24 protein-coding genes are annotated in these 26,744 nt (G+C 63.7%); 9 read left to right on the forward strand and 15 right to left on the reverse strand.

Annotated features, from left to right (window positions below; genetic code table 11):
* Nucleotides 1-339: 339 nt before the first annotated feature.
* Both MC381_RS10595 and MC381_RS10600 read left to right on the forward strand, forming a co-directional pair.
* On the forward strand, nucleotides 340-1,851 hold the full coding sequence (locus MC381_RS10595) for an amino acid permease (protein WP_251977721.1): 1,512 nt from the start codon (nucleotides 340-342) through the stop codon (nucleotides 1,849-1,851).
* 150 nt (nucleotides 1,852-2,001) lie between these two features.
* A complete protein-coding gene (locus tag MC381_RS10600; protein WP_251977722.1) occupies nucleotides 2,002-2,724 on the forward strand; it encodes a type 1 glutamine amidotransferase in 723 nt (240 codons plus the stop codon).
* 113 nt (nucleotides 2,725-2,837) lie between these two features.
* Here the strand turns inward: MC381_RS10600 and MC381_RS10605 are convergent, their stop codons facing one another.
* From MC381_RS10605 to MC381_RS10650, 10 genes are all read right to left on the reverse strand, one after another.
* Nucleotides 2,838-3,608: an ABC transporter substrate-binding protein gene (locus MC381_RS10605; RefSeq protein ID WP_251977723.1), complete on the reverse strand. Its 771-nt coding sequence runs from the start codon at nucleotides 3,606-3,608 to the stop codon at nucleotides 2,838-2,840.
* A gap of 152 nt (nucleotides 3,609-3,760) precedes the next feature.
* Nucleotides 3,761-4,879 (reverse strand): succinylglutamate desuccinylase/aspartoacylase family protein, encoded by a 1,119-nt coding sequence (locus MC381_RS10610; RefSeq protein WP_251977724.1) that lies wholly within the window; start codon nucleotides 4,877-4,879, stop codon nucleotides 3,761-3,763.
* 106 nt (nucleotides 4,880-4,985) lie between these two features.
* Nucleotides 4,986-5,798 carry a transporter substrate-binding domain-containing protein gene (locus MC381_RS10615; RefSeq protein ID WP_251977725.1) on the reverse strand — a complete coding sequence of 271 codons (813 nt, stop codon included), beginning with the start codon at nucleotides 5,796-5,798 and terminating at the stop codon, nucleotides 4,986-4,988.
* A gap of 52 nt (nucleotides 5,799-5,850) precedes the next feature.
* Nucleotides 5,851-6,582 (reverse strand): ABC transporter permease, encoded by a 732-nt coding sequence (locus MC381_RS10620; RefSeq protein ID WP_251977726.1) that lies wholly within the window; start codon nucleotides 6,580-6,582, stop codon nucleotides 5,851-5,853.
* Complete coding sequence (locus MC381_RS10625; RefSeq protein WP_251977727.1) at nucleotides 6,570-7,286, reverse strand: ABC transporter permease; 717 nt, start codon at nucleotides 7,284-7,286, stop codon at nucleotides 6,570-6,572. The genes MC381_RS10620 and MC381_RS10625 overlap by 13 nt, the downstream gene beginning before the upstream one ends.
* 24 nt (nucleotides 7,287-7,310) lie before the next feature.
* Nucleotides 7,311-8,081 (reverse strand): ABC transporter ATP-binding protein, encoded by a 771-nt coding sequence (locus MC381_RS10630; RefSeq protein ID WP_251977728.1) that lies wholly within the window; start codon nucleotides 8,079-8,081, stop codon nucleotides 7,311-7,313.
* Between the two features lie 330 nt (nucleotides 8,082-8,411).
* A complete protein-coding gene (locus MC381_RS10635; RefSeq protein WP_251977729.1) occupies nucleotides 8,412-9,404 on the reverse strand; it encodes a succinylglutamate desuccinylase in 993 nt (330 codons plus the stop codon).
* A gap of 219 nt (nucleotides 9,405-9,623) precedes the next feature.
* The gene (locus MC381_RS10640; protein WP_251977730.1) at nucleotides 9,624-10,670 is read right to left on the reverse strand and encodes an SMP-30/gluconolactonase/LRE family protein; all 1,047 of its coding nucleotides are present in this window, start codon (nucleotides 10,668-10,670) and stop codon (nucleotides 9,624-9,626) included.
* A gap of 162 nt (nucleotides 10,671-10,832) precedes the next feature.
* Nucleotides 10,833-11,417 carry a lipocalin family protein gene (locus tag MC381_RS10645; RefSeq protein WP_251977731.1) on the reverse strand — a complete coding sequence of 195 codons (585 nt, stop codon included), beginning with the start codon at nucleotides 11,415-11,417 and terminating at the stop codon, nucleotides 10,833-10,835.
* A 63-nt stretch (nucleotides 11,418-11,480) separates the two neighbouring features.
* Nucleotides 11,481-11,921 (reverse strand): hemerythrin domain-containing protein, encoded by a 441-nt coding sequence (locus MC381_RS10650; protein ID WP_251977732.1) that lies wholly within the window; start codon nucleotides 11,919-11,921, stop codon nucleotides 11,481-11,483.
* 597 nt (nucleotides 11,922-12,518) lie between these two features.
* Between MC381_RS10650 and MC381_RS10655 the strand changes: the two genes are divergently transcribed.
* Genes MC381_RS10655 through MC381_RS10670 form a run of 4 tightly spaced genes read left to right on the forward strand, consistent with a single transcriptional unit; the run spans nucleotide 12,519 to nucleotide 17,756 of the window.
* Nucleotides 12,519-12,953, forward strand: a complete 435-nt coding sequence (locus tag MC381_RS10655) for a type 2 periplasmic-binding domain-containing protein (protein ID WP_251977733.1) — start codon at nucleotides 12,519-12,521, stop codon at nucleotides 12,951-12,953.
* Nucleotides 12,954-12,957: 4 nt separating this feature from the next.
* A complete protein-coding gene (locus MC381_RS10660; protein ID WP_251977734.1) occupies nucleotides 12,958-14,142 on the forward strand; it encodes a porin family protein in 1,185 nt (394 codons plus the stop codon).
* 31 nt (nucleotides 14,143-14,173) lie between these two features.
* A complete protein-coding gene (locus MC381_RS10665; RefSeq protein WP_251977735.1) occupies nucleotides 14,174-16,972 on the forward strand; it encodes a bifunctional diguanylate cyclase/phosphodiesterase in 2,799 nt (932 codons plus the stop codon).
* A 10-nt stretch (nucleotides 16,973-16,982) separates the two neighbouring features.
* Nucleotides 16,983-17,756: a PEP-CTERM/exosortase system-associated acyltransferase gene (locus MC381_RS10670; protein ID WP_251977736.1), complete on the forward strand. Its 774-nt coding sequence runs from the start codon at nucleotides 16,983-16,985 to the stop codon at nucleotides 17,754-17,756.
* Nucleotides 17,757-17,766: 10 nt separating this feature from the next.
* Here MC381_RS10670 and MC381_RS10675 read toward each other — a convergent pair whose 3' ends face one another.
* Both MC381_RS10675 and MC381_RS10680 read right to left on the reverse strand, forming a co-directional pair.
* On the reverse strand, nucleotides 17,767-18,849 hold the full coding sequence (locus tag MC381_RS10675) for a tartrate dehydrogenase (RefSeq protein WP_251977737.1): 1,083 nt from the start codon (nucleotides 18,847-18,849) through the stop codon (nucleotides 17,767-17,769).
* Between the two features lie 7 nt (nucleotides 18,850-18,856).
* Entirely contained in the window at nucleotides 18,857-19,738 is an 882-nt protein-coding gene (locus MC381_RS10680) for an alpha/beta fold hydrolase (protein WP_251977738.1), read from the reverse strand.
* 144 nt (nucleotides 19,739-19,882) lie between these two features.
* Between MC381_RS10680 and MC381_RS10685 the strand changes: the two genes are divergently transcribed.
* Entirely contained in the window at nucleotides 19,883-20,632 is a 750-nt protein-coding gene (locus tag MC381_RS10685) for a DUF1190 domain-containing protein (RefSeq protein ID WP_251977739.1), read from the forward strand.
* 71 nt (nucleotides 20,633-20,703) lie between these two features.
* Nucleotides 20,704-21,480: a hypothetical protein gene (locus tag MC381_RS10690; RefSeq protein ID WP_251977740.1), complete on the forward strand. Its 777-nt coding sequence runs from the start codon at nucleotides 20,704-20,706 to the stop codon at nucleotides 21,478-21,480.
* 76 nt (nucleotides 21,481-21,556) lie between these two features.
* Here the strand turns inward: MC381_RS10690 and MC381_RS10695 are convergent, their stop codons facing one another.
* Complete coding sequence (locus tag MC381_RS10695) at nucleotides 21,557-22,711, reverse strand: glutathionylspermidine synthase family protein (RefSeq protein WP_374708170.1); 1,155 nt, start codon at nucleotides 22,709-22,711, stop codon at nucleotides 21,557-21,559.
* Between the two features lie 87 nt (nucleotides 22,712-22,798).
* Here MC381_RS10695 and MC381_RS10700 point away from each other — a divergent pair, with 87 nt between their 5' ends.
* Nucleotides 22,799-23,722, forward strand: a complete 924-nt coding sequence (locus tag MC381_RS10700) for a LysR family transcriptional regulator (RefSeq protein ID WP_251977742.1) — start codon at nucleotides 22,799-22,801, stop codon at nucleotides 23,720-23,722.
* Nucleotides 23,723-24,140: 418 nt separating this feature from the next.
* On the opposite strand, the gene MC381_RS10705 is transcribed toward MC381_RS10700, so the two are convergent.
* Both MC381_RS10705 and MC381_RS10710 read right to left on the reverse strand, forming a co-directional pair.
* Nucleotides 24,141-25,082 (reverse strand): ABC transporter substrate-binding protein, encoded by a 942-nt coding sequence (locus MC381_RS10705; protein ID WP_251977743.1) that lies wholly within the window; start codon nucleotides 25,080-25,082, stop codon nucleotides 24,141-24,143.
* A 126-nt stretch (nucleotides 25,083-25,208) separates the two neighbouring features.
* Complete coding sequence (locus tag MC381_RS10710) at nucleotides 25,209-26,438, reverse strand: TauD/TfdA family dioxygenase (protein ID WP_251977744.1); 1,230 nt, start codon at nucleotides 26,436-26,438, stop codon at nucleotides 25,209-25,211.
* Between the last annotated feature and the right edge of the window lie 306 nt (nucleotides 26,439-26,744).

Raw genomic sequence — 26,744 nt, forward strand, 5'->3', positions numbered from 1 at the left:
GTCATCTCGTCATCAAGCCAAGCTGCACCGTTACGATAATCGATAGACGGCTAGCTTTACTTAGCAGGATACGGACCACGTCACAGGCGCTCCAGAGAAGAACGGTAAATAATTGCTGTCTTACGTAGCGATCGACAGGCATTGTCATCGCCACCTCTTGCCGCGCCGCCGATCCCGTCGTTTACCCAATCTGGCTGCATTCCGTGCTGATTCGCTCGCAGGGGATTGCGATGCGCACGGCGCTGCAGTATTGGTGAAACGCAGGCCGCCCATGTCAAGGCCGGCGGCCGCAGCATCGCATCGCTTCGCCCATAACAACGTCAACAGAGGGAGGCAGTCATGCAGCAATCATCCAATATCCAGTATCGCCAGGAAGAGGCGAGCTACTTCGACAAACGGGGGCTCAGCCGCTACGCCGGCCCCTGGTCGCTCTGGGCTCTCGGCGTGGGGGCGGTCATCTCGGGCCACTATTCCGGCTGGAATCTTGGGCTCGCCATCGGCGGTTGGGGCGGCATGGCGATCGCCACCGCGCTGATCGCGATCATGTATCTCGGCTTGACCTTCTGCATCGCCGAAATGTCGCCCGCCCTGCCGCATACCGGTGCGGCCTACTCCTTCGCGCGCACCTCCATGGGCCCCTGGGGCGGCTTCATCACCGGCCTGTGCGAAAACGTCGAGTACATCCTGACACCGGCGGTGATCGTCTTCTTTATCGGCTCCTATCTCGGCAGCATCTTCGAGACCCCGGTGGCGATGCAGCCGCTGTGGTGGGTCGTCGGCTACCTGCTCTTCGTCGGGCTCAACATCGTCGGCGTGGAGCTCTCTTTCAAGGTCACGCTGACGGTGACGCTGCTCGCCCTGGCGGTACTGCTGGTCTTCTGGGTCTCGGCGATTCCGAATATCGACTTCACCACCTGGGCGCTCGATATCGGCCCGGATGGCGAGCGGCTAGAAGGCGGAGGCGGGTCGCTGCTGCCGATGGGCATCGGCGGTGCGCTGGCGGCGATGCCGTTCGCGGTCTGGCTTTTTCTGGCCATCGAGCAGCTGCCACTGGCGGCGGAGGAGTCCGTGGATCCGGCGCGCGACATGCCTCGGGGCATCATCCTCGGCATGATCACGCTGATCGTCTCGGCCTCGATGATTCTCTTTCTCAACCCGTCGCTGGTCGGGGTCGGGGCCTATGCGCTTGGGCAGAGCGGCGAGCCGTTGCTCGACGGTTTCGCCGCCATCTACGGCAGCGGTCTGGCCAAGGGGCTAGCGCTGGTGGCCATCATTGGCCTCATCTCTAGTTTCCACACCATCATCTTCGCCCAGGGGCGCCAAATCTACTCGCTCTCTCGGGCCGGCTACTTTCCCACCTGGCTGTCGGTCACCCACGGCACGCGCAAGACACCGCACGTGGCGATGATAGCGGGTGCCTGTCTGGGGCTGGTCATCATGCTGGTGCTGTTCATTGGGCTGGGCGTCGATCAGGGGTCGGCGGTGATTGGCGGCACGCTGCTCAACATGGCGGTTTTCGGGGCCATGTGCTCCTATATCGCGCAGGCGGTCTCGTTCATTCTGCTGCGACGGAATCGCGCCGACATTCCGCGCCCCTATCGCAGCCCGTTTGGCACGGCGGGGGCCTGGGTGACGATCGTCATCGCCCTGGTGACGCTGTTCTTCCAGCTGAGCGATCCCACCTATCGCGTGGGCATTCTCGGCGTGATCGTCTGGTTCGCGATCGCCATTGCCTACTTCGCCTTCGTGGGACGGCACCGTCTGATTCTGTCGCCGGAGGAAGAGTTCGCCATGGAGCGTCGGGAGCAGCAGGCGCAAGAGGGGGAGGAGATCGCTTCGCCGACCCGGTGACACGCCGTGTCGAAGCGTTGCGAGTCGGGCGGGAGGCTCCGCTCGGCGTTTGGGGATCATGATCGGAACGGGGCGGTGCGGCGAGAGTCGGGCCGCCCCGTTCCTATCCTGGTGGGAAAGCCGAGCGAGTGGCCAACGAAGGGGAGTCGAATGCGAGTCGGAATTCTGCAGTGCGACGATGTCGCCGAGCCACTGCGTGAAGCGCACGGCAACTACCCGCAGCAGTTCGCGCGGCTGCTGACGGGGATTGAACCGGCGCTGACGTTCCGGGTCTGGCGCTGTCTGGATGATGACATGCCGACCGCCGCCGATGTCGAGGCGATCGATGGTTGGCTGATCACTGGCTCGAAATACGGCGTCAACGACGGCGATGCCTGGATCGACCACCTGTGCGAATTCGTGCGCGACTTATGGGAAGCGAAACGACCGTTGATCGGCGTCTGTTTCGGTCATCAGTTGATCGCTCGGGCGCTGGGTGGCGAGGTGGAGCGTAGCCCGCGCGGTTGGGGAGTTGGCGTCTCCTTCAACCAGATAGCCGATCGCGAGCCCTGGATGCAGCCCTGGCAGCCCGGGCTGGATTTACTCGTCAGTCACCAGGATCAGGTGCGGACGCTGCCCCCGCGAAGTCGTGTACTGGCCGCGAGCGATTTCTGCCCGTTCTATCTGATACAGGTCGGCGAATGCTTTCTCGGCGTCCAGGGACATCCCGAATTCACCAAGGCTTATGCGGCCGATCTGATACGTCTGCGCGGAGAGGCCATGCCGGCGCAGCGCGTGCGTGAGGGAGAGATTTCGCTGCATGCCCAGGTCGACAGCGAGCGGATGGCCCAATGGATGATCAACTTCTGGCGGCAGGCGCAGGCCATCGACTGACGCGCACATGGGGAGGCCAGGACCAGAAAGCCCCCGCTTCACGCAGCGCGGGGACTGCGGGAAGCGGGGGCTTCCAGCTGGGCGTCACGCGGCTATGACGCGTGGCTGACGAGTTACTCGTGGTTCTTGAAGTACTTTTCGTAGATCTCGTCGTAGGTGCCGTTTTCCTGCAGCGTGGCCAGGGCCTCATTGAAGCGCTCGGCGAGGTCCTCGTCACGCTGGCGGAAAGCGATGCCGAAGCCTTCGCCGAAGTACTCTGCCGGCTCGCTGATCATGTCGCCAACGGTGACATAGTTGCCGTCTTCGCTGTCCAGCAGCGTGGACTTGCCGACCGGGAAGTCGAGGAAGGCGATGTCGATACGACCAGCATCCATGTCCAGGACCAGATCGTCAGCGGTGGTGTAGCGGCTGATGTCGGCCACGTCGCCGTAGTTGTCGGTGACATAGTTGTCCTGCAGCGTGCCGCGCTGAACGCCGATGGTCTTGCCCTCGAGAGTCTGCGGGTAGACGGCGTCGATCCCGCTGTCGTCGGCCGCGAACCAGGCGGAGGGCGGCTTGATGTACGGGTCGGAGAAGAGCACGGTCTGGCGGCGCTCGTCGTTGATGGTCATCGACGACATGATGGCGTCGTACTTGCGCGCCATCAGGCCAGGAATGATGCCGTCCCAGGCTTGTACGACCCACTCGCATTCGGCATTGATCTGCTCGCACATGGCGTTGCCCAGCTCGATGTCGAAGCCGGTCAGCTCGCCGTCCGGCGTGCGGTATTCCATCGGTTCGTAGGGGACGTCGACACCGATTCGCAGTTGTTCGGCATCCTGGGCCTGGACGGCGCCGGCGATCAGCGTGGCGCCGAGCAGGCTGGTAGTCAGCAGTTTTTTCATGGATCGCGTCTCTTTGAGAATACGTGTGTTCTTGTGGCGACTCGTTCCCGGTATCCGCCCCTCGTGAGCGCGGGACCGTAAGACCGAACGGGTGACTATCGCAGCATAACGAATGCTTACACGATTGAATATGACCCCCGTCAACGCCTGGCTCACGGGGCCAGGAGATAACCGCTGCGATGGCTATGGTGGCCGGCGATATCGGCCACGATCATGCCGGCGGTCGCCATGCGCCGCTGGCTGCGGGCATAGAACATGCCGGCCTGCGTGGCGCGCACGGCTTCGACCCGGTCGGTGATCGGATCGATGATCTCGGCGACCACCTGGCCTGCCTCGACCTCGACGCCGGGCGCCAGATGAAACACCAGCAGGCCACCGATCGGCGCATGCAGGAAGTCCATTGCGGCCAGGTCGGTGGCGGGATAGGCGAGCGCCGGCAGTTCGCGCGGGGCCCCCGTGATCAGCCCCAGGTGCGTCATCCAGTCGATGATCGCCTGACTGTCACGCCCCGCCAGTGCGTGATCGACGTCCTGCTGACCGCGTAGCTCCAGGGTCACCGATTGGGTGCCGTAGTCGATCGGGAAGCGGTCGCCGAAACGCTCGCGCAGGCCTTCCCAGACGAGAGTGAAGCACTCGTCGAAGGACTGTCCGCCGGAGTCGGTCGCCAGCATGCTGGCACGCGAGCCATAGTAACGGGCCAGCGGTTCGAAGACCGGCCATGCGGCCGGGGTGGTGTAGAGGTGCTCGACAGCGTTGAAGTCGCAGTGCAGATCGAGCACGAAGTCGGCCTGACAGGCCAGTCGCTGCAAAGTGAGGCGCAACGACTCCAGCGCGGTATGCGGTGCGATCGCCGCCAGTGCGGTGCCGATCTGGGCGCGAATGATCTCGCGGTTGAGGGCGACATCGTCGCCGAGTCGGTCCGCGACCGCCGCGGCGACCGGTTCGATCACGCCGGCATAGTGACGGTTGAAGTTGTTCAGGCTCTCGAAATCGTAGCGCCCCAGCGGCGTATCCATCAGCTGCTGATCCAGGCCGATCGGGTTGGCGATCGGAACGACCGTGACGCGACAGGCGAGCAGACCTTCTCGCTCCAGCTCGGCCAGGCGCTGCTTCAGGGTCCATGCGACCAGCATGCCGGGAAGCTCGTCGGCATGCAGTGCGCCCTGGACATAGACATGACGCTCCGCCTCTTCGGGGCCGAAGTGGAAGCTGTCGAGATGCCGTTCGGTGCCGGGCACCGGCGTGATCAGGGGGTGTTGCTGGTGTTCCACGAAGGCATCCTCGAACGAAAGGGAAAAAGTCGGTGTTGCCGGACAGATGCTGCGCCTTGCCGATCGCTTCGGCAGGGCGCAGCCTGGGAGTGATCCGATGAGGCCTTTAGCGGAAGGGGGCGCAGTCCGCGTCGCTCGGCGGGGTCGACAGGTCGTAGTCGAAGTACTGCTGCATCAGGTCGTCGAACGTGCCGTCAGCGTAGACCTCGCAGATTGCGCGATCGAACCGCTCCGCGAGGGCCTCATCACGCTGGCGAAAAGCGATCGCTGCACCTTCGCCAAAGATCGAGGTCGGCGTCTTGATGCTGTCGCCGAGCTGCTTGTAGGGGCTGTCCGCCTCGCGGAAATCGATCGCGTCCACGGCGATGGGAAAGTCCTCGAAGGTCAGGTCGAGGCGCCCCGCCTGAAGGTCGTTGACCACATCCTGCGACGAGCCGTAGCGACGAATATTGAGGATATCGCCGTACTCCTGGGTCACGTAGACGTCGCGAATGGTGCCGCGCTGTACGCCGACCGTCAGCCCCTGAAGCGCGGCCTTGTCGGTGATATCGATATCGCGATCGCGGGCAGTGATCCAGACGCTCGGCGTGTTGTAGTAGGGCAGCGAGAAGCGCACCTGGCGCTCGCGCTCCGGAGTGATCGCCATCGAGGAGAGGATGGCATCGTACTTGCGTGCCAGGAGGCCCGGAATGATGCCGTCCCAGCCCTGCTCGACCCAGGTGCAATCGAGGTTGGCGCGGGCGCACAGCTCGTTGCCAAGGTCGATCTCGAAGCCCTCGAGATTCCCCTCGGCGTTGCGTACCACGAACGGCTCGTAGGGCACATCGATACCGAGGCGAACCGGTTGCTGATCCTGCGCCAGCGCCGGGCCGGCGGTCAGGGTGCCGGCGATGAGAAGACCGGTAATCCAACGCTTCATGATAGGGCCTCGCTTCTTGTGGTTGGGATATGGGTGGATCGGGCCTTGAGCATCACGCGCCGCGCGGGCGTAGGTGCGCCAGCAGGCGTTTCTCCAGTTTGCGAAAGCAAAACATGATGCTGAAGGTCAGGCAGAGATAGATCACCGCGACGAAGCTGAACGCCGCGAACGGCGCGTAGAAACGCGCGTAGACGTAGGACGCGGCACCGGTCAGGTCCATGATCGTCACCACGCTGGCCACGGCGCTGGCGTGCAGCATGAAGATCACCTCGTTGCCGTAGGCCGGCAGCGCTCGGCGAAAGGCGCTGGGCAGGATGATCCGCCGCATCATCAGCGGCTTCGACATGCCGTAGGCGCGGGCTGCCTCGATTTCGCCCTTGGCGGTATTCTTGATCGCGCCGTGGAAGATCTCGGTGGTGTAGGCCGCCGTGTTCAGGGTGAAGGCGATCAGCGCCGGATAGAAAGCCTGCTTGAAGACGACCCAGAAGATGGAGTCCTGAATGCCGTCGAAGAAGACCACGCCATAGTAGACCAGGTAGAGCTGGATCAGCAGCGGCGTACCGCGAAAGACGTAGGTGTAGAGATAGATTGGCCACTTGATCCACGGGCGTTTGGACCCGCGACCGATCGCCAGCGGCACGGCGAGCACGATCCCCAGCACCAGACACAGGAAGACCAGCTGCACCGTGGTGACCAGGCCGTCCCAGTAGAACCCGAGCGTATTGGCGGTGAAGATCGCGTTCCCGGCGAGCAGATCGGTGAACCAGGCGTTCAGTTGTTCCATTCGCTGGACTCCCCGAATCCGGTGCTATAGCGCTTGGCGAGTCGGGCGAAGCCCCACTCCGAAAGGGTGGCGATCAGCAGGTAGATCGCGGCGACCGGAATCATGAAAAGAAAGGGTTCGTGGGTGGCCTTGGTCGCCTCGGCGGCGACGCGCACCATGTCGCTGAGCCCGATGATCGAGACCAGTGCCGTGGTCTTCAGCAGTACCATCCAGTTGTTGCCGATACCGGGCAGGGCGTGGCGCATCATCTGCGGGAAGCGCACGCGGCGGAACGCCATCAGCGGATTCATGCCGTAGGCACGCGCCGCTTCCATCTGGCCCTCGTCGACCGCCTGGAAGGCGCCACGGAAGGTTTCGCCCATGTAGGCGCCGAAAATCAGCCCGATGGTAATGACCCCGGAGAGGAAGGCATTGACGTTGATGAAGATGTCGATGTCGAAGGCGTAGTAGAGCTGGTCGGTGACCATGTTGATGCCGATCTGACCGCCGTAGAACAGCAGCAGCATCAGGACCAGATCGGGGACGCCGCGAATCAGCGTGGTGTAGAGCGTACCGATGCCGTGAATCAGGCGGTTTGGCGAGAGCTTGGCACTGGCGGTCAGCAGGCCGAGCACGACGGCCACGACCAGTGACAGCAGTGCCAGCTCTACGGTGACCAGCGCGCCTTCCAGCAGGCGCGGCCCGTAGCCTTGAAAGTTGATCATGTCATATGCCTCGAGTCGCTCGCCTCAGTGCTTGGGCGCCAGGAACTGGCGCAGGCGTTCGGAGCGCGGATTGTCGAGCACCTCGGCAGGCGTGCCGGACTCCTCGATCACACCCTGATGCAGATAGATCACCTGGCTCGAGACATCGCGGGCGAAGGCGATCTCGTGGGTGACCAGAATCATGGTACGGCCCTCGTCCGCCAGGCCGCGCATCACCTTGAGCACGTCGCCGACCAGTTCGGGGTCGAGTGCCGACGTCGGCTCGTCGAACAGCATGACTTCCGGGTCCATCGCCAGCGCCCGGGCAATCGCGCCACGCTGCTGTTGGCCGCCGGACATCTGGGTCGGATAGTAGTCGGCGCGATCCAGCAGGCCGACCCGGTCGAGCAGGTCGCGTGCCTGGGCAATAGCCTCGGTTCTGGGCTTGCCAAGCACATGAACCGGCGCCTCGATGACATTCTCGAGCAGCGTCATGTGGGCCCAGAGATTGAAGTTCTGGAACACCATCGACAGCTTGGCGCGAATGCGCTCGACCTGTTTCCAGTTGGCGGGTTCGCGGCCGCGTTGAGTGGTGCGGAAATTGATCGCCTCGCCGTGCACGATCAGGTCGCCCTCGTCGGGCTGCTCGAGCAGGTTCATGCAGCGCAAAAACGTGCTCTTGCCGGAACCGGAGGCGCCGATCAGGGTGATGACGTCACCCTTGTGGGCCTGCAGGGAAAGCCCCTTGAGGACTTCGTGATCGCCGAAGCGCTTCTTGATGCCCCGCGCTTCCAGCGGGATAGGGGTCGCGGCCATGAGAGGGTCCACCGAATGGGTTGGCTGGCGGGAAGTCCTGCGGCGTCTGAAAGGCCTGATCTTGTCATCGACGGTTGGCTATCACGATGACACTGGCACTGCCGACTCCCCGGCGAAAAATGCGGCGATTCTAGCAGTTTCGCCGCCAGGTTCCAGACGAGGTGCGCGCGACCCTGGCGGGGGGCGCGGCATAGGGACACGGGTTTGGGGATAACTCGTTGTTCATCGGGGAAAACTCCTGAATCTTGTCGTTATTGAGTCGCACGGCGGGCGTGGTGAGGTATGTGGGCGAATGGTGGCGACTGTACTGCTAACGCGTCGACGCGCCAATCATCCGCCAGGTTCCGGTGCTGGCGTCGGTCGGACCAGCAGCGCGGCGCGGGCGCCGATCTCGACGTTGGCGTTGGGAAAGACGACGGCCAGTGGCGCACCATCGACCAGAAAGGCGCCCGCCCGGGCATCTTCCGCCAGAGTGGTGCCGGCGGGGAATTCGGTGAAGTTGGCGACATCCTCGGCGAAGCCCAGCGTGAACTGCTCGCTGTGGCGCATCAGCTCATGGGCTACGCGAAAGAAGTGCAACGACTCGAGCGAGCCCGCGGGCGCGGCGCGGCCCTCGCCGAGGGCGGCCAGCCAGTTGCGCATGCCCTCGAGTGCCTCGAGATCATTGGCGCCGAAGGGTTGCACCTTGCCGAGCTCCAGGGTGTAGGCCTCGGCATGATGATAGTGGCGCGAATAGTGCGAGAAGGTCCAGCTGTGCTGATGCTGAAACAGCACGGCCTGCAGCCCCGCGCCGGCCAGCGCGGGCCAGTAGGCGTCGGGAGACTCTTCGGTATAAGGCACCACGGCGAAACGCGGATAGCGGCTGTCGCGGATTGCGGTATGCATATCGAGATGCAGCGGCCATGTCGAATGGCGGGTGAAGAACTCGTCCACGGCCTGCATTAGCTCACGCGCGCGCGCCGGTTCGTCGCCGGTGGCTTCGAGATCGCGGCGAAACAGTCGGTTGAGATTGGTGGTGAGGAAGCGCGTCTGGGCGCGGATGGCGGGCAGGTTACCGAGTATGACCAGGATCGGTGCACCCAGCGTCAGACGGCCGGATTCCAGCGCGGCGAGCCACTCGCCAAGCAGTTCGATCGGTGCCGTCTCGTTGCCGTGAATCCCTGCCGAGAGCACCAGACTACGGGCATCCGGAGTGCGATGCGCGGGTGTCAGCTCGAGTAGGCCTCGGCCGAGCACTCGATAGTGGCCGCCCGGCAGGCTGCCGGTTCTGGCGACTGCCGGCTCCGCTTCGTCCAGTGTCAGGCTCAGCCATTCATCCAGCATGGCCACCTCCGTCGGCTCGGCGGGGCTGAAAAAAGGGGCGCTGCGGGTCGGTCGTGCATCGGCAGTGGGACATGGTCGGTACGCCCTGGGGCCAGCGGGAAGTCTGACGCCAGCTTACCTGGGATGACACGCTCGACAACACGGGCCGTCGAACCGGTGAAAAAAGGCGGCCCCATCGTGAAAGCGGGGCCGCCTACGGGAGAGTGATACGAAGCGGCGTCAGACGCCTCGCGTATTGGTGTGAAGCGTGTAGATCGAGCGGCTGGCCGTCATCAGCAGGCGATTGCGGTGTTCGCCGACGAAACAGAGGTTGCCGCACACTTCCGGCAGCAGGATACGTCCGATGCGGTCGCCGTCGGGCGCGAAGATCGAGACGCCGTCGTGCCCCTCGCCGCCGGAGACGGCGGCCCAAAGATTGCCGTCCTGATCGAGGGCGATGCCGTCGTAGCTCTCCTCCTGCTGGCTGGAGACGACGACTTCTCGCTCGCCGAGCGACTTGCCGTCCTCGGCGAGCTGCCAGCGCGAGACCGTGGCGGGTCGGTCGGGGAAGTGCGAGGGTGCGGTGTCGCTGATATAGAGCTGGCGACCGTCGGCAGAGAGCGCGGCGCCGTTGGGCTTGCCCGGCTGATCGGTCAGCAGCAGCGGCTCGTCCAGGCTGTCGTCGACGTAATAGACCGCCGGCTTCAGCGCCAGCTCGCGCTTCTCGCCCTCGTAGTCGACATGGGCACCGTAGCCCGGGTCGGTGAAGAGGATGGCATCGTTGGGAAGCACGACCAGGTCGTTGGGCGCATTGAGCGACTCGCCCTGATAGTGGCTGGCGAGGACGGTCACGCTGCCATCCCACTCATAGCGCACCACCCGGGCCGGCGAGTGCTCGCAGGCCACCAGGCGGCCATGATGGTCGAAGGCATTGCCGTTGGAATGGCCGACGCCTTCGCGCAGCACGCTGACCTCGCCGGAGCGCTCGTCCCAGCGCATCTGCCGTGCCCGGGGGATATCGCTGAACACGGCGTAGCGGCCGACGGCGTTCCACGCCGGCCCTTCCAGCCAGAGCCCGCCCGACCAGTGGCGCTCGAGGGGAGCGTTGAACAGGTAGTAATCCTTGAAGCGATCATCCAGTACCTGCCAGGCAGCGTCCGGGTAGCGCGACGGTGGCGTCCCTTCGCTCTGGGCCAGCAGTGAGGGCGATACGACGGTAGCGGCACCCAGAATGGCACTGTTACGCAGCAATGCTCGACGGTTCAACGACATACGGTTCAACGACATGGAAGGCTCCTTGCGGGTGGCACGCCTTAGCTCGTGATGGGTTCAAGCTAAGCGCAGGTGCGCTCCACTATAGGAGTCGGCAGGCGCGACGGGGGTACCGAGGGCGATGTTCTAGACCAAAGTTCGAGCTGGTGGCGACCACCGTGCGCTTGTTGACCGCGATCAGCGTGGCGTGGTGTCGGGTATGTCGCGATTGCCGCACTGCTCCGGTGACTGCGAGACTTGGATCAGTTCGTCGACCGGGAAATCCAGCTCGCGGGCTCTGTCGACCAGCCCGTCGTAGGTCGTGGCGTCCAGCGTTGGTTCGCGGGCGAGAATCCAGAGATAGTCACGATCGGGGCCGGCCACCAGCGCATGGCGATAGTCCGGGTCGAGTGCCAGCACGTTGTAGCCCGCGTAGAAGGGGCCGAAGAAACTGACCTTGAGGCGGCCGATATTTGGCTGGTCGACGAAGCTGGCATGCCCTTCGGCACTTTCCCAGCGCTGGCTTTCGGGATCGAAGCCGCGGTTGATGACCTGGATGCCACCATTCTCGGCCCGTGTGTACTCCGCCGTGACGCACTCGAGACCCGCTTCGAAACCGTGGTCGAGGCGCGCGATCTCGTACCATTGGCCGAGATAGTCGTCGAGCTGGAAGCCGGAGACGGGTTGGGTGCCCTCGGGCAAGCCGGTACAGCCGGCGAGCAGGGTGAAGGGCGCCAGCCATGTCAGGCGGGGAAAACGCGGGAGACTCGAGGGCAACAGCATTAGGGTCATTCCTTTGACGACTGTTGTTGAGAGTCTCCCGATGCGAAAAAGTTGCAACGCGGGTCAGCTGGCCTGATGGGCGGCACGTTCTTGGCGGTAAGTCTCGGCCAGCGACGTCTTGGCGCTGTCCTCGAGTGCGCGCCCGGCGAGCTGGAACACTTCCTGCTCTTCCTCATCCAAGTGGTGAGTCACCAGGTGCTGCAGTTTCTTGGCACTGGCCAGCCAGCTCGGCGAGGCATAGTCGGTGGCTTCCAGCGATTCGAGCAGTTCGTCGATCTCGTGATGCTCGGCCACGCTATGACGCGCTTTTTCCTGCGTCATGTCGTATTCCATCATTGGAATATACAGTGCGCGCTCTTCGGCGGCCGCATGGTGCGCCAGCTCGTCGCGTACGCGCTTGAACAGCTCGTCGCGGCCCTCACTATCGCCGTGGGTCTGCACCAGCAGGTCGAGCAGGCGGCGCTGTCTGTCGTGGCTTTCGCGCAGGGCTTCGAAAATTGTCATGGTCTCTGTCCTCATCCTTGTGGAGGGTGTCCCTCTCATGCTTTTTCGGTGCGTCCCCAAGCTTTTTGGGCACGTATCGATCTTTCCAGCCCGTTTTCAATCTTTCCAACACGTCCCTGTCGGTAGATGGGCTTCCGCGGTAGCGGCCCTTGTCAGCGTAGGTTATCGGCAGCGGGTTCGCGACAATGCGATGCCGGTGCCGGGATGGGGGCGGGGGGCCGCATGTCGTGTCGTGACGAAGAACCGTCGTCACAGGTCTATGGCGGCGCTGTTCTATCCGGCTATGCTGGAAAGGCATGATGTTTTTCGTACTCGCCGCCATATAAAGAGCGAGACGCGTCGGTCGATTAGAACAATAGAGGGGAAGCCATGATGACAGGGCCACGTGCGAGATCTCCGAGAGCCATAGCGGAAAGTGATCCGCTTTTCCCCATCTGTTCAGATAAATCTTCATAAGTGAAATATGGGATGATGGCGGCGGCCGTTGTCGACCCGGCCGATGGGTCGCAGCGTGATCGTATCAGGCAGGAGCTTGTGGTTGACGACCTCTATCAGAGCAGTGGCTTACGCACGTGGCGCACGACGAGGGGATGTCGAATGCGGCAATGGCTGAGGGGCAGCCTGCTCGTGCTGTGTACGCTCGTCGCCACGGTCGGCCAGGCCGAAGAGGCCGATTCGGTCGTGCTGATCGCCAATCCATCCGTCCAGCGAACGACGCTATCGCTGGAGATGGTCCGCGCGATCTTCGCCATGCGTCAGCGCACGTTGCCGAGCGGCCAGGCGATCCATGTCTTCGTGCTGCCGGACGACGCGGCGCTGCATGAAGCCTTTGCCAAGCGCGTGCTCGGCGTCTTCCCCCATCAATTGCGACTGGCGTGGGACCGCGCCGTCTTCTCCGGCACCGGTCAGGCACCCAACCAAGTGGCCGATGGCGCCGCGATGCTGCGCGCGGTGGCTTCCACGCCGGGCAGCATCGGTTATCTCAACCCGTCCAGCCTGAGCTCTCAGGTACAGGTGCTCGACATTGACTAGATGGATGCCTTTGTCCGTGATCGGCTGTTGCGCCGGTCTGGCGACGGTCTTTGCGCCGGACGCGCGAGCGGTAGATGCCATGAATACGCTGCAGGTGCACGGCTTCCTGAGCCAAGCGCTGATCGTGAGCGACCATAATGACTTCTTCGGCCCGAGCAGCGAAGGTGGCGGCAGCTGGGAGTATACCGAGCTGGGCCTCAATGCTTCCTTTCGCCCGTTCGACAATGTGCTGGTGGCCGGTCAGGTGCTGGCGCGGCAGGCGGGCGACATTCAGCGACTGGACGAGGTGGAACTCGACTACGGCGTTATCGATTACCAGTTCTTCAACGATGTCGAGACGACCGCCGGGGTGCAGCTCGGGCGCTTCAAGAATCCGCTAGGGCTATACAACCAGACGCGTGACATTCCGATCACGCGGCCCAGCATTCTGCTGCCGCAGTCGATCTATTTCGATCGCACGCGCCAGCCCGCACTCGCGGCCGATGGGGCGACGGGGTACGTCGAGCGCCTGCTCGACGATGGTGTCTTGCGGCTGCAGTTGGGCGCGGGCAAGCCGCGGATGGACGAGCAGTCGGAAATCTCCGCGTTCGGTCGTGACGACCTGGGGCACTACGCGGGCGACTCCTCCTTCATCGGCCAACTGCGCTACGAGCAGAGCGGTGGTCGCCTGATCTATGCGCTCACTTACGCCGACGTGAATGCCGGGCTGAACGCCAATGCCGACGGCCCGGGCGACGGCAACTTCTCCTTCCAGCCCTGGATTCTGTCGTTTCAGTACAATCGTGAGGCGTGGTCCTTCACGACGGAGTATGCCATTCGCCGGGTACGTTCGAGCGGCTTCGATGATCGCTACAACTACGACTTCACCGGAGAGAGCTGGTACGTGCAGCTGACGCGTCGTCTCGACGACGACTGGCAGTGGCTGCTGCGCTACGACTCGCTGACGACGGATCGCAGCGACCCGAGTGGACACGACTATGCCTCCCGTACCGGCCTGCCTGCCTTCACACGTTATGCCAAGGACTGGACCGTCGGCCTGCAGTGGCAGCCGCTCTCCCGTCTGCTCGTGGCCGCCGAACTGCACAACGTCGAGGGGACGGGATGGCTGCCGTACCAGGACAGCTCCGAGCTGCGTACGCAAGAGAAGTACTGGAACATGCTCCTCTTCCAGCTCTCCTATTCCTTCTGAACCGGCCTAGCGTGCCTCTGGATGCCTTGAGATGCGAAGACGCGATCGGCCGCTTCGGCTGGATCTTAAATGGCGGGCGATGCTGCTCACCAGCCTGCTGCTGCTGGCGCTAACCAGCCTGATCGTCTGGGTCAGCTATCACTCTCTGATGGCGCAGTTCGAGCGCTCGCGAGAGACCTTCTACGATCGCCAGCGCGAGGAGGTCACGCTCAATATCCAACGCTCCGCCGATAGCATGCGCCAGATGAGCAGCCTGGTGGCCTCTGCCGCCAACCTAGGGCGTGCGCTGCTGGCGCGGGATGAAGCGATGGCCGCGCAGTCGCTGAATGCACTCTGGCCGACCCTGCAGCTGGACGCCGGGGTTGACGAGCTCGTCGTCTACGATCGCGAGCTGTCGCCGCTGGCCACGCAGGGGCGAGCCACACCGCAAGAGCTGCGGGATCGGCCATGGCTCGAGCGTGTCCTCGCCGACGAGCAACCGGCCGACCGCCTGGTCTGCCGTCGCGACTGCCAGCAGTATGTGGCGGTGCCGGTTCTGGCCAGCGGCACCGACGCCGGCGTGGTGATGGTTTCGCGCTCGCTGGCCGATGTGACGCGTTACGTCGGAAGCAGCTCCGGTAGTGATGTGGCACTGCTTGTGGAGGCTGAGGGGGATAACGACCGAGGGCGTTATCTCGACGGGTGGCGGACGTCGCTGGCGGCGTTGACACACGAGTCCGTGCTCTACCCTGTTCTGAGCTCGCTGTCGAAGGAGATCGGTTTCGACCGCGTTAAGAATCGAATCTTCCGCGATACGGCGGGGGGGCGTCGCTACGAGATTTCCGCATTGCCCATCGCGGGCAGCCAGGAGGGCGCAGGACATTCGGGCTATTTCCTGCTGGTCTCGGACGTGACCGAGCAGCTTGCCGAGATCGAAGGCACCACGCGGACGATTCTGCTGATCTCGCTTGGTGGCTGGTTGGGAGCCGAGATCCTGCTCTATCTGATTCTGCGTTACCGCATGGGCCAGTTGAAACAGATCAGCCGTCGACTGCCGTTACTGGCGAGCCGCCAATACGATGTCATGCGGCGGGAAGGGCGTAAGCGCCCGGCTTTTTTCGTCGATGAGATCGATACGCTAGAGGCTACCGCCATCGAGTTGGAAATCCAGCTGGAAGGGTTGGAGAACGAAGTCGGCAAGCGTGGTCTCCAGCTGGAAGCGCGCGTCAAGGAGCTGGCGCGCGAGCGGGACTTTATCCGCAGCTTGATGAACACGGCACAGGTGCTGATCCTGACGCACCGTCGTGACGGTGGCATCACCCTGACCAATCACCTCTGTCAGTCGATGACTGGATTGAGCGAGGCCGCGCTCCAGCAGCGAAACTTCCAGCAGGTCTTCTCGACCGATGTCTTCGATGTCGATGAATTCCTGCGCCATGGCGGCCAGCAGGAAAGCAGTTTTCTCTCGGTCGGCGGCGAACTGCGTACGATCGCCTGGTACCACACGCCACTGCAGCTCGACGACCACAGCCTCGAGCTACTCTCGGTCGGTGTCGATATCACCGACCGCAAGCTGGCGGAGAACCGACTGGCTTGGTTGGCCAATCGCGACCCGCTGACCGAGCTCTACAATCGGCGCTTCTTCGAGGAAGCGCTACGGCGGGCAATGGTGACCGAGGCGTTCGGCGCCGTGCTCTATCTGGATCTTGACCGCTTCAAGGACGTCAACGAGCTGAGCGGGCATCAGTCGGGTGATCGACTGCTACGTATGGTGGCGGCAACGCTGACGGAGCTGACCCAGGGCAATATCGTAGCTCGTCTTGGCGGCGACGAGTTCGCGGTCCTGATGGATCACGCCACGACCGCCGAGGCTGTCGAGTTGGCCGCCAGCATCGCGGCGCATCTCGATCAGCAGAGCCTGCATATCCACGGGCGTACCCATCGCGCCAGTGCCAGCATCGGCATCGCCGCGTATCCCGATCACGGTGCGCGGCCGGATGAACTGATGGCCAACGCCGACTATGCCATGTACCGGGCCAAGGAAGATGCCGCCAAGCGCTGGCATCTGCTGCTGCCCGATCAGCAGGGCCGCGAAGAGCTCAAGCAGCGGGTGTACTGGGCCGAGCGTATCCGTAGCGCGCTGCTGGGCGACGAGTTCGAGTTGATGGTGCAGCCGATTTTCCAGTTGAGCGATCTCGAGGTGAAGCACTACGAGGCGCTGCTGCGGCTGCGCGAGCCGGACGGCAGCTATCTTTCCCCGGGGGCCTTCATTCCGGTCGCGGAGCGGAATGGCCAGATTGCCGCCATCGATCGCTGGGTGATCGCCAAGGGTATCGAGCTGATCGCCGCTTATGTCGATACCGCGGCCAGCCTGGCGATCAATCTCTCCGGTCAGTCGCTACACGATCGTGAGCTCACCGATTTCATGGCGAACGAGTTCCACCGCCATGGCGTGGCGCCGCGGCGATTGATCGTGGAGGTGACGGAAACCGCCGCTGTCACCGACTTTACATCGGCCCGCGGGATACTCGAGGAGATCCGGCATCTGGGTTGTCAGGTGGCGCTTGATGACTTCGGCGTCGGTTTCAGTAGTTTTTATTACCTGGGTCAGCTGCCGTCGGACTACATCAAGATCGACGGTTCCTTCATCATGACGTTACCGGAGAGCGAGGAGAATCAGCTCATCGTCAAGGCTATCGCGGACATCGCCCGGGGTATGGGCAAGAAAACCGTCGCGGAGTTCGTCGACAAGCCATCCATTCTGCCCTATCTCAAAAGCTACAATATCGACTATGTCCAGGGATTCTATTTGGGAAGACCCGTCCGCGCTTCCGCGGCGGTGGTCAGATGAGGGCCGGGAGGTGGGGGCCGTAGCGGCTCCCGGTCATGACTTTCTCGAGGCGTTTCGCCTCGTACTCGCGACCCGCGAGGAAGACAAACGACGGGTCTTTGCGCTGCGGCATCGGGTCTTCTGCGAGGAGCTCGACTTCTTCGCTAACGACGATGCCGAGCGCCTGGAGCGCGATGCCTTTGACGCCAACGCCCTCCACTGCCTGATCGAACACCGGGAGAGCGGCCTGCCCATCGGCTGCCTGCGGGTGGTGATCGCGGCAGGCCTCGACGGCAATGCGCTGACGCTGCCGGTGGAGAAATACTGTCGCGAGTTGCAGCTGCCGCTCGATCCGGGCCTGTCCCAGTTGCGTCGCGAGACACTTTGCGAGATCTCGCGCGTCGCCATCCCGCGATTCTTTCGCACCGGCGGGCGAGAGACCGAGGGCGCGACAGCACTGGAGCGGCAGATCTTCAGCCAGCATGAGCGTCGGCTGTTCGGCCTCACGGGTGTTGCGCTCAACCTTTGCGCGACGGCGCTCAGCGGCCTGACCGAACGGCACCACGTCCTTGCCATGATCGAGCCGCGCTTCCAGCGCCTGTTGGCGCGCGTCGGCCTCTGCTTTACTCAGGTCAGCCCCAGCGTGGAGCTGCTTGGCACTCGGGCAGCCTACTATATCGATCAGCGACGCGCTGAGGTTGAACTCAGCGCGTCGGTGAGGCCGCTCTACGAACATCTGCGGCAGGCGCTGGGAGCCCAGTATCGTCGCGAGGCACTGACGGGGGCGGTGTCGGACGACGACTGACGCCCGTCCGTCAGCCCAGCGCCGCGACGATCGCTTGGCCCAGGTCGGCGGTCTTGCCCTGCCCCTTGAGATCCGGTGTCAGCGGTGCCCGGTCATCGCTGCCGAGCACCTGCTCGATGGCCGCGACGATAGCAGCGCCGGCGTCGGTGTAGCCGAGATGCTCGAGCATCATCGCGCCACTCCAGATCTGGCCGATCGGGTTGGCAATGCCCTGGCCGGCGATATCCGGTGCGCTGCCGTGGACCGGCTCGAACAGGCTGGGGAAGTCACCTTCCGGATTGATGTTGGCCGAGGGCGCGATGCCGATCGTACCGGTACACGCCGGGCCGAGATCCGAGAGGATGTCGCCGAAGAGGTTGCTGGCGACCACCACATCGAACCAGTCGGGGTGCAGTACGAAGTTGGCCGTCAGGATATCGATGTGGAACTGGTCGACGCTGACCTCCGGGTAACCCTTCGCCATGGCTTTCACCCGTTCGTCCCAGTAGGGCATGGTGATCGAGATGCCGTTGGACTTGGTCGCCGAGGTGAGCTTTCTGCGCGGCCGGCTCTGCGCCAGGTCAAAGGCGTATCTCAGCACCCGGTCGACCCCGGTGCGGGTCATGACCGTTTCCTGCATTACCGTTTCGCGCGGGGTGCCCTCGAAGATCTTGCCACCGATGCTTGAGTACTCGCCCTCGGTGTTTTCGCGCACGACATAAAAATCGATATCGCCGGGCTGTCGGTCCGCCAGCGGGCTCTTGATGCCGGGCATCAAACGACAAGGACGCAAATTGATGTACTGGTCGAAGTGGCGACGGAACTGCAGCAGCGATCCCCACAGCGAAATATGGTCGGGTACCTTCTCGGGCCAGCCGACCGCGCCGTAGAAGATCGCGTCGAAACGGGAGAGTGTCTCGAACCAGTCATCCGGCAGCATCTGGCCGTATTCGAGATAGTAGTCGCAGCTGCCGAAGGCGAAGGTCTCGAACTCGAGCGCGATATCGAAGCGCTTCGCCGCGGCCTCGAGCACTCTGAGTCCTTCCGGCATCACCTCGGTGCCGATGCCGTCGCCGGGGATTACCGCGATTCGGTGTGTCTGTTGCGGGGCCATGGTTGGTTTACCTCATGAAGTCGATGAGCTGCTGGAAGACCGCATCGGGGGCTTCCTCGGGAAGATAGTGGCCGCAGGGAAGGGGGCCGCCGTCGACGGGCGACACGGCGATCTCGCGCCACTCGGCGAGTGCATCGAAGCAGCGCTCGATCACGCCGAGTTTTCCCCAGAGCACACGCGTGGGTATGCGCAGGTGGCGGCCGGCTGCGCGGTCGGCGCGATCATGCTCGAGATCGATGGTGCGCGAGGCGCGATAGTCTTCGCATAGACCGTGAGCGGCACCCGGCAAGGCCAGACAACGCTGGTATTCGGCGATCGCCGCGGGGTCGAAGGGCGCGAGCCCGGCCGGGCGACTGCCCAGGATCCGGGTGACGTAGTCGCCGGGGGCGGCCTCGATCCAGGATTCCGGCAGCGGCGCCGGCTGGATCAGGAAGAACCAGTGCCAGTAGGCGGTCGCGAAGGCGAGATCGGTCTTTTCGTACATCGCCAGCGTCGGGGCGATATCCAGCAGCATCAGCTTCTCGACCCGCTCGGCGTGATCCAGCGCGAGACGGTGCGCGACGCGCCCGCCGCGATCGTGGCCGCAGAGCCGGAAACGGTCGAAGCCAAGTTGGCGCATCACTGCGACCTGGTCGGCGGCCATGCGTCGCTTGCTATAGGCAGCGTGGGTGTCGTCACCGGGTGGCTTGGAGGCGTCGCCATAGCCGCGCAAGTCGGTCGCGATCACGGTGAAGTGCTCGGCCAGACGTGGTGCCAACCGGTGCCAGATGACATGGGTCTGGGGATGACCGTGCAGCAGCAGCAAGGGCGGCCCGCTACCGCCGATGACGCCATGGATGATCACGTCGTCGTCGACCGGTGTGTTGAACGATCGAAACCCCTCGAACATGGCGCGCGCTCCCGGTGGTCCGCCTGCGTTATCTCTCCACCAGTGTAGTGCTATCGCGTCGTCCGATAATGGGCCTGATATCGAAACTATTGTTGCGCGTGAATTGATAATAAACTGCTGCGCGATTTCATCAGGAACCCCAAGATGTCCGTAAAAGGTCCGATTCGCTCTCGTGCCAAGGAACCGGCACTCGACAGGTCGCGTCGCAGCAAACGTGTCTCCCGGCTGGCACTGACGCTGATCAGCAGCGTGCCGGTGGTCATCTACGCCTGGCAACCGATGACCCAGCACATGCGCTTTCTGCGCCTGCAGCCGGACTGTGCCGGCGATTATTCGCTTTCCGGCGCCACCTGCGAGGGGCTGATCCAGGAAGCTCGCCAGCGCAACGCTCGCGTGGCCCCGAACTATGCGAGCCTCGAGGACTGTCAGCTGGATTTCCCGTCGGTGACCTGGCGCCAGTCCGATTATTCGAACCGCTGGGCGACGCGCTTCTCGCACTGCGAGGCCGATGACGATGATCGCTATCGCCCGACGCCGAGCGGGCTCATGGTCTCGCGATCGGCGCTATCGAAGGTCGTCGCGGGCGAGATCGCTCCCGAGGCACTCGCCATCGACGAGTTGCAGCCGATCTACGCCGTCGACCACAACACGCTCCAGGGCGAACAGCAGCATGCGTACTACAGCAGCCCCACGCCCTATTTCTTCAGCGCCAACGGTTCCTATCTCGGGCGCCGGCAGCCTCACGATCAGGCGATGAACCGCCAGCATCTGGCGGAGACCGGCCGCCACTATGCCAAACGGTCCGGCGGACTGCCGAGTCGCTTCTCGTCGCACGTGACGCGCGGCGGCTTCGGCAAGACCGCGCATGCCAGCCTGGCGCGCGCGGTCGGCTGAAGAGGTGGGCGCCGCGCTCCGGGTGCGGTGTTTGATGATCTTTTTTGACAACCGGTTTCGACGACCACGCCATGTATCGATATCTCGACAATCACCGAGCCCGCGAAGCGGTGATGATCGGCCAGGACTGTCTGGGCCAGAAACTCGCTATCAACTATTTGCCTTACCTGGCGGCCGGGCTCTTCTCGCTGCAGCTGTTCTATGACAACGAGGGGGTGGGTCAGCTGACCAATACCAACCTGATCGTGCTGATCTGGGCCGCGATGGGGGCGCTTTATCTGTTCTGGAGTGGCCGTTTCGGGTTGCCCGTGCACCTTTACTACTTCAAGTCGAAAAGCAGCGAGCTGTTCCATATCAACTCGGGCCACGCGATCGAACTGGGGCCGGTGCGCAGCGCGTATCAGCAGCCCCTGGCCGAGGGCGAGACGCGCCCGAACGTCGAGAAATTGCATGTCGACGATCGCGCGAGTTTCCTGCAGAAGCTGAACTGGAACGGCATGCACTCTCTACCACCGCTGCCGTCGCGTTCGTTCAGGACGCTGCTGCGGGAGAAAGGGTTCGTGTTCATCGGGCTGATGCTCTTTCTCGAGATCTTTATCGCGGTTTTCTGTTTTGCCATCCTGGGCATCATCGCATTCCTGCAGATCAACCTGGCCTTCGCGCTCGCCTGGGTGGCGTCGAGCCTTGGCGCCTGGTGGCTCGAACGCCGGCGAGCGCCGCAGGTGGCGGCGGCGGTCAGCGATTGGGAAGCGCGCACCGGCTACACGCTGCCGCGTGAGGAGCCCCGCTATCGGCGTCGCTGGAGCAACCAGCCCAAGAAGCGCCGGCGCGGCAAGCGACGTCGCTAGCGCTTCATGACAACATGATGGCCCACGCCAGAATAACGGTGCCTTCCCGTATCCAGGCACACGCCAGGACAAAGGCTCATTCCAGAATGCAGTGGGGGACGAAGCGCGAGCTATCCTGAGTGATCGCCTCGGCGTCCTCGCGGATACCGATGCCCACCGGCGTGTCGCCGACGATCCAGCTGCCGACGATCGGATGCTGGCCGCCCAGGGTCGGCGGTGGTGTCCACGCCTGCAGTACGCTGTATTCCGGCGCGGCGTGATAGGGGCCCTCCGTCTGCGACAGCGTACCTGCGCGCGAGATGACGCTGATATTGGCCCCCTCGCGGGAGAAGAACGGCTTGGCGACCCAGCGTTCGCCGAGCCGCTCGGCGTCCGGCGTGTCGGCGAAGCAGGCGGGAATCAGGTTGGGATGGCCGGGGTGGCGCTCCCACAGCAGCGGCAGGATCGCCTTGTTGGAGAGAATCGCCTTCCACGGTGGCTCGACGAATCGGGTTGGCGCCGTCTCGAGAAAACGCCCGAATGTCTCGTCGAACATCCACTCCCAGGGGTAGAGCTTGAACAGCCGCTCGATCGACGCACCGCTGGCGTCGACGAAGCCTCGTCCCGGCGCGTGGCCGATCGTCTCGATGTGCAGGCATTCGCTCGAGAGCCCGGCCTGGGCGGCGCAGTCGGCGAGATAGGTGACCGTTCCCATGTCTTCGATGTGATCCTCGCAACAGGCGAAGTGCATACGCTCGCCGGGGGCCGCCTGCGCCGCCAGATTGGCGATCAACGCTTCCTGTATCGCGTTGAACTGGTCCGCCTCCGCGGGCAGCAGGCCGCGTTCACGGCACTGCTCGAGCCACACCCACTGAAACAGCGCCGCTTCATAAAGCGCCGTTGGCGTATCCGCGTTGTATTCGTAGAGCTTCGCCGGCCCCCGGCCGTCATAGGCAAAGTCCATGCGCCCGTAGAGCGAAGGCTGGCGCGCCAGCCAGCTGCGACGCACCAGATCCCAGCAGTGCGGTGGCAAACCGATGCGCTGCATCAGGCGTTCGCTGGCGACGATCTCCTCGACCAGTGCCAGGCACATCTCGTGCAGTTCGCCAGTGGGGGCCTCCAGATCGTCTTCGATCTGGCGCAGGGTGAAGGCATAGCACAGACTCTCGTCCCAGTACGGGGCGCCGTCGATCGAATGAAAGTGAAAGCCGAGCGCGTCGGCCAGCGAGCACCAGTCCTGGCGCGGAATCATCGGTTTTCTTTGCATGCCGCGAGCGTTTCAGTCTTGAGGGAAAGTGGGCATCTGGGCGATGCGAACCAAGGGGGAGGGGAGTATGCCATGACAGCACTCGACGATCTGGCGTTTTTCCAGCATATCGCCAGAGCCGGTAGCTTGACCGGCGCGGCGCGCGAGCTGGGACTGTCGTTGTCGGCGGTAAGCAAGCGGCTGCAGCTGCTGGAGCGCCGTCTGGGCGTGTCACTGGCCGCACGTACCACGCGGCGTCTTGCGCTGACCCCGGAAGGCGAACGCTATCTGGCTCGCGGCGCGGTCATCCTCGACGATCTTGGCGATCTCGAGAACTCTCTGCGCGGCGACCGCACGGCCCTGACCGGGCGTCTGCGTATCAATGCCACCTTCGGCTTCGGGCGTGGCCACGTGGCGCCCTTGCTGTCGCGATTTGCCGCTCGGCATCCGGCCCTGGCGCTGCAGCTCGAGTTGACCGGATTCCCGCTCGGGCTCGATGAGTCGGGTGTCGATATCGGTATTCGTGTCGGCGAGCCGCCGGACTCACGCTGCATTGCCCGCTGCTTGCTCCCCAACCGGCGCATATTGTGTGCGGCGCCGTCTTACCTCGAACACGCTCCCGCGCTGGAGATGCTCGATGACCTGTCGCGCCACGACTGCCTGATCGTGCGCGAAAACGATACCGATTACGCCTTGTGGCGTTTCGAGGCCAGCGACGGCGGCGGTGCGCGGCGCTCGGTACGCGTGCAGGGCCGTCTCTCCAGCAACGATGCCGAGGCGATGACGCGGCTGGCGCTGGACGGCCACGGCGTGCTGATGCGGTCGTGGTGGGACGTGCATGAGGCGCTGGCCAGCGGGGCGCTGGTCGAGCTGCTGCCGCAGTGGCGGGGCATACGCGCGGATTTTCACCTGCTCTATAGCGAACGAGCGAGGGAGAGCGCCCGCGTTCAGCAGTTCGCCGACTTCATGTTGGCGGAGATGGCCGGCCGGGTGCCGCCGTTGCCTCGGGCCGGCTAGGGCCGTGCGGATGACGCGCCGGCGGGAAGCCGGGGAGCAAGACGAGGGAGCGGTTGGTGCTAAGGCGCTGGGGAAAGGCCCAGCAAAAAAATGCCCACCAGGGGAGGGTGGGCAGATAAGGGATCATTCAAGGGAACACCTACTCAGAGTCCTTGCCAGCCGGACAAGTTCCCGCTGGCGTGAAAAAAATCGGGCGGAGACGTCTCGGGAAGCACGGCAGGCAATCGCGGCAACAATACGCGGACAAAAAAATGCCCACCAGGGGATGGTGGGCAAGTAAGGGATCATTCAAGGGAACACTGATTCAGAGTGTCCCGTTGCCGCGTAAGTTCCCGCGGTGGGCAAAAAAGTCGGCACGAATTTGTAACGAAATATTGTTAGAGAACGGCCGCTCGTCCCATCCAGACAGCTTGACGGGCTAGAGCGACAGCGCGTCGCGAACCGCCGGCCACGCCGGGGCGCCGTCGCGCGTGGTGACATCGGCCAGCATGGACTCGACCCGTGCCGGATGCGCCTCGATCCATTGGCTGGCGACTTCCTCCATCGGTGCTTCTTCCTGGCCATATCGCTGGATCATCCAGCTCTGCTCCTCGGCGGAGAACGAAAACTGGTCAAAGAAGGTCACCAGATTCGGATTGGCCTCGGCGTAGTCCGACGCCATCAACGTGCGCACGTCGCTGGCACCGTTGCCTTCGCCGAACAGGTTCTTGTCATCCTCGAGATAGCGCATGGGCAGTTCGAGATTCATCCAGTGCGGTGTCCAGCCAACCCAGACGATCGGTTCTTCATTGGCAATGTGGCTCTTGGCGGCGCTCAGCATGCCGACGGTACTGGTATCCACCAGGGTCCAGTCGCCCAGGCCCCAGGTATCGTTGGCGATTGCGTCGTTGATGATTTCGCTGGCGGCGGACCCGGCACCGAAACCGTAGAGCTCGCCGTTGAATTCATCGCGATGCGCGTCGAGGTCGGCAAAGGAGGTGATGCCCGCGTCGAACACATAGTCCGGCACGGCCAGCGTCATCTGTGCGCCGGTCACATTGGTGGCGAGGCGCTGGATACTGCCATCGGACTCAAGCGGCTCCAGCATCGGGTTCTGTGCCGGTAGCCAGGCGCCGAGGAAGACGTCGACATCGCCCGTATCGAGCCCCTGATAGATCACCTGCAAGCCGATCTCCTGCGCCTGTGCGGTATAGCCCAGCGGCGCCAGCAACTGGCGGGCGATCTCGGTTTTCACGGTGATGCCGGGCCAGGCGGGGACCCCGAAGACGATCGTGCTTTCGTCGGCCTGGGCGGGCGACACGGCGCCGAAAGCCAGGCCCGCGCCCAGCAAAAGGGTGGGAAGCATGGTCGCTTGTCTCATTTGTTGTCTCCTGTCGTTCCCTTGAGGGTGTAGCCGGCCGTACCGGATACACGCAGAAAAGCCGCCCGGCCATGACAGACATGAACGCGAGCGGCTCGAATCAGCGGATCGCTGAAGGCGGTGGGCTCACCGCGACAGCACCCGCAGATGCGACTGCAGCATGTCCAGATCGAGATAGGTGCCCTGAAGATGGCGCTTGCCGGTATTCGGGTCGAAGGCATTGCGACCGTGAAGCACGCGGCGATTGTCGAAGGCGACCATCTGGCCGGGGGCCAGCGTCAGCTCAACGCGGCGGTCCGGCCGGCGCAGGATCTGCCAGAAGGTGCGATAGGCGTCGTACCACGCCTCGATCTGCTCGGCCGGCAGGCTCAGCGTGTCGCGAATCCAGTTGTTGAAGCGGATCTCGCGCGGGCGACCGCTGGCGTCCAGGTCGATTACCGGCTCGCGGACCGCGATATCGTGGCCATCATCCTGGAAGCGGAAGTCGATCGGCGTCTGGGTAAGAACGCGGAAGGCCGCCGGGTCTTCGGCACGCAGCACCTCGGCGGCGGCAAAGCCATCGGTAAAGCTGGACTCACCGCCCTCGGCGTCGTTCTCCAGGCAGTAGAGCAGCTGAATATCCGGCGGCTGGCGCCAGTTGGGCAGGTCGGTGTGCAGCTCGAGCCCAATCGCGGTGTAGGCGGCGTTGTTCGGGTTGGGGATTGAGCGCACGTCAAAACGCCCGCCGAAGTTGGTCGAGCGCATCGGGCCGAGGCTCTCGGCCACGCGCGAGACCTCTTCCAGTGCACACGGACCGTTGTCGAGTAGCGCCAGGCCATCGCGCAGCAGCGCAGTGACCCAGCGGCTGCGGCCGTCTCCCTCGCCGACGAAATCGGCGTGCTCGACGCGCTCGGGGAAGAAGCCTTCCGGCCAGGGCGTCGGCGTCGGCAGCAGGCTCGGCAGATCCTGGCCCGGACGGCGCTGATGGAGCCAGCCGGCATCGAAGCGTGAGCGGTGGTCGTCGGCCCAGGTCAGCGTCAGCGAGCGGGCATCGAAGTCGATATGCGCCAGCGCGTCTTCACCGGCAAGCCGATCCCACAGCGGATCTTCCAGCAGCTTGTAGAGGCGCTCGCGGGTCATCGGGTGGCGGCAGTCGCTGCAGGCGCAGTGATCGCGCAGCCACATCAGCGGAAACTCGCCGCGCTCGCCATCGGCCCACGTCAGCACCAGGCGCCGCGCCTCGCGCTCGACGCTCTCCAGTGCCGCTTCCGGCGCGCCCTCGCCTTGGCGGTAGCGGCGTAGCTCGGCCATGTCTACGGCGCTCGAGGCGGCATCGCGCGAGGTCAGGGCGTCATGGAAGGCGTTGGCTGAAGACAAGAAAGATCTCTCCCGATGGTGGCTTACCATCCTCGTGATGAATGTCGTATTGCGTAGCGGGAATCAGGATGCGGATTGTCTCCGGGCGTGACAAACGATTAATCTGGCCGCTAAGGCCAAGCTAAGCTAATAACAGGCTTTGGCTATTCGACGTTTGGTCATTGCCTTCGTGGTCATTGCCTTCGTGGTCATTGCCTTCTGGGCCATTCGCTGCGTGGCCATTCGATCCTGAGTCGCTCGATCCTGAGTCATTCGACCCTGCGGCACGCGATTCGGCCATTGATCGGCCAGGCCTCACGCGTGTCG

This window comes from Salinicola avicenniae, assembly GCF_023736115.1.
Classification (GTDB): Bacteria; Pseudomonadota; Gammaproteobacteria; order Pseudomonadales; family Halomonadaceae; genus Salinicola; species Salinicola avicenniae.

Excerpts from the sequence above, each read along its gene's own strand:
- MC381_RS10640 (WP_251977730.1), bottom strand. The coding sequence starts at position 10,670 with ATGTCGTTGAACCGTATGTCGTTGAACCGTCGAGCATTGCTGCGTAAC.
- MC381_RS10635 (WP_251977729.1), bottom strand. The coding sequence starts at position 9,404 with ATGCTGGATGAATGGCTGAGCCTGACACTGGACGAAGCGGAGCCGGCA.
- MC381_RS10660 (WP_251977734.1), top strand. The coding sequence starts at position 12,958 with ATGCCTTTGTCCGTGATCGGCTGTTGCGCCGGTCTGGCGACGGTCTTT.
- MC381_RS10680 (WP_251977738.1), bottom strand. The coding sequence starts at position 19,738 with ATGTTCGAGGGGTTTCGATCGTTCAACACACCGGTCGACGACGACGTG.
- MC381_RS10695 (WP_374708170.1), bottom strand. The coding sequence starts at position 22,711 with ATGATTCCGCGCCAGGACTGGTGCTCGCTGGCCGACGCGCTCGGCTTT.
- MC381_RS10605 (WP_251977723.1), bottom strand. The coding sequence starts at position 3,608 with ATGAAAAAACTGCTGACTACCAGCCTGCTCGGCGCCACGCTGATCGCC.
- MC381_RS10705 (WP_251977743.1), bottom strand. The coding sequence starts at position 25,082 with ATGAGACAAGCGACCATGCTTCCCACCCTTTTGCTGGGCGCGGGCCTG.
- MC381_RS10615 (WP_251977725.1), bottom strand. The coding sequence starts at position 5,798 with ATGAAGCGTTGGATTACCGGTCTTCTCATCGCCGGCACCCTGACCGCC.
- MC381_RS10630 (WP_251977728.1), bottom strand. The coding sequence starts at position 8,081 with ATGGCCGCGACCCCTATCCCGCTGGAAGCGCGGGGCATCAAGAAGCGC.
- MC381_RS10625 (WP_251977727.1), bottom strand. The coding sequence starts at position 7,286 with ATGATCAACTTTCAAGGCTACGGGCCGCGCCTGCTGGAAGGCGCGCTG.
- MC381_RS10655 (WP_251977733.1), top strand. The coding sequence starts at position 12,519 with ATGCGGCAATGGCTGAGGGGCAGCCTGCTCGTGCTGTGTACGCTCGTC.
- MC381_RS10685 (WP_251977739.1), top strand. The coding sequence starts at position 19,883 with ATGTCCGTAAAAGGTCCGATTCGCTCTCGTGCCAAGGAACCGGCACTC.
- MC381_RS10700 (WP_251977742.1), top strand. The coding sequence starts at position 22,799 with ATGACAGCACTCGACGATCTGGCGTTTTTCCAGCATATCGCCAGAGCC.
- MC381_RS10600 (WP_251977722.1), top strand. The coding sequence starts at position 2,002 with ATGCGAGTCGGAATTCTGCAGTGCGACGATGTCGCCGAGCCACTGCGT.
- MC381_RS10675 (WP_251977737.1), bottom strand. The coding sequence starts at position 18,849 with ATGGCCCCGCAACAGACACACCGAATCGCGGTAATCCCCGGCGACGGC.
- MC381_RS10690 (WP_251977740.1), top strand. The coding sequence starts at position 20,704 with ATGTATCGATATCTCGACAATCACCGAGCCCGCGAAGCGGTGATGATC.
- MC381_RS10650 (WP_251977732.1), bottom strand. The coding sequence starts at position 11,921 with ATGACAATTTTCGAAGCCCTGCGCGAAAGCCACGACAGACAGCGCCGC.
- MC381_RS10595 (WP_251977721.1), top strand. The coding sequence starts at position 340 with ATGCAGCAATCATCCAATATCCAGTATCGCCAGGAAGAGGCGAGCTAC.
- MC381_RS10645 (WP_251977731.1), bottom strand. The coding sequence starts at position 11,417 with ATGCTGTTGCCCTCGAGTCTCCCGCGTTTTCCCCGCCTGACATGGCTG.
- MC381_RS10665 (WP_251977735.1), top strand. The coding sequence starts at position 14,174 with ATGCGAAGACGCGATCGGCCGCTTCGGCTGGATCTTAAATGGCGGGCG.
- MC381_RS10620 (WP_251977726.1), bottom strand. The coding sequence starts at position 6,582 with ATGGAACAACTGAACGCCTGGTTCACCGATCTGCTCGCCGGGAACGCG.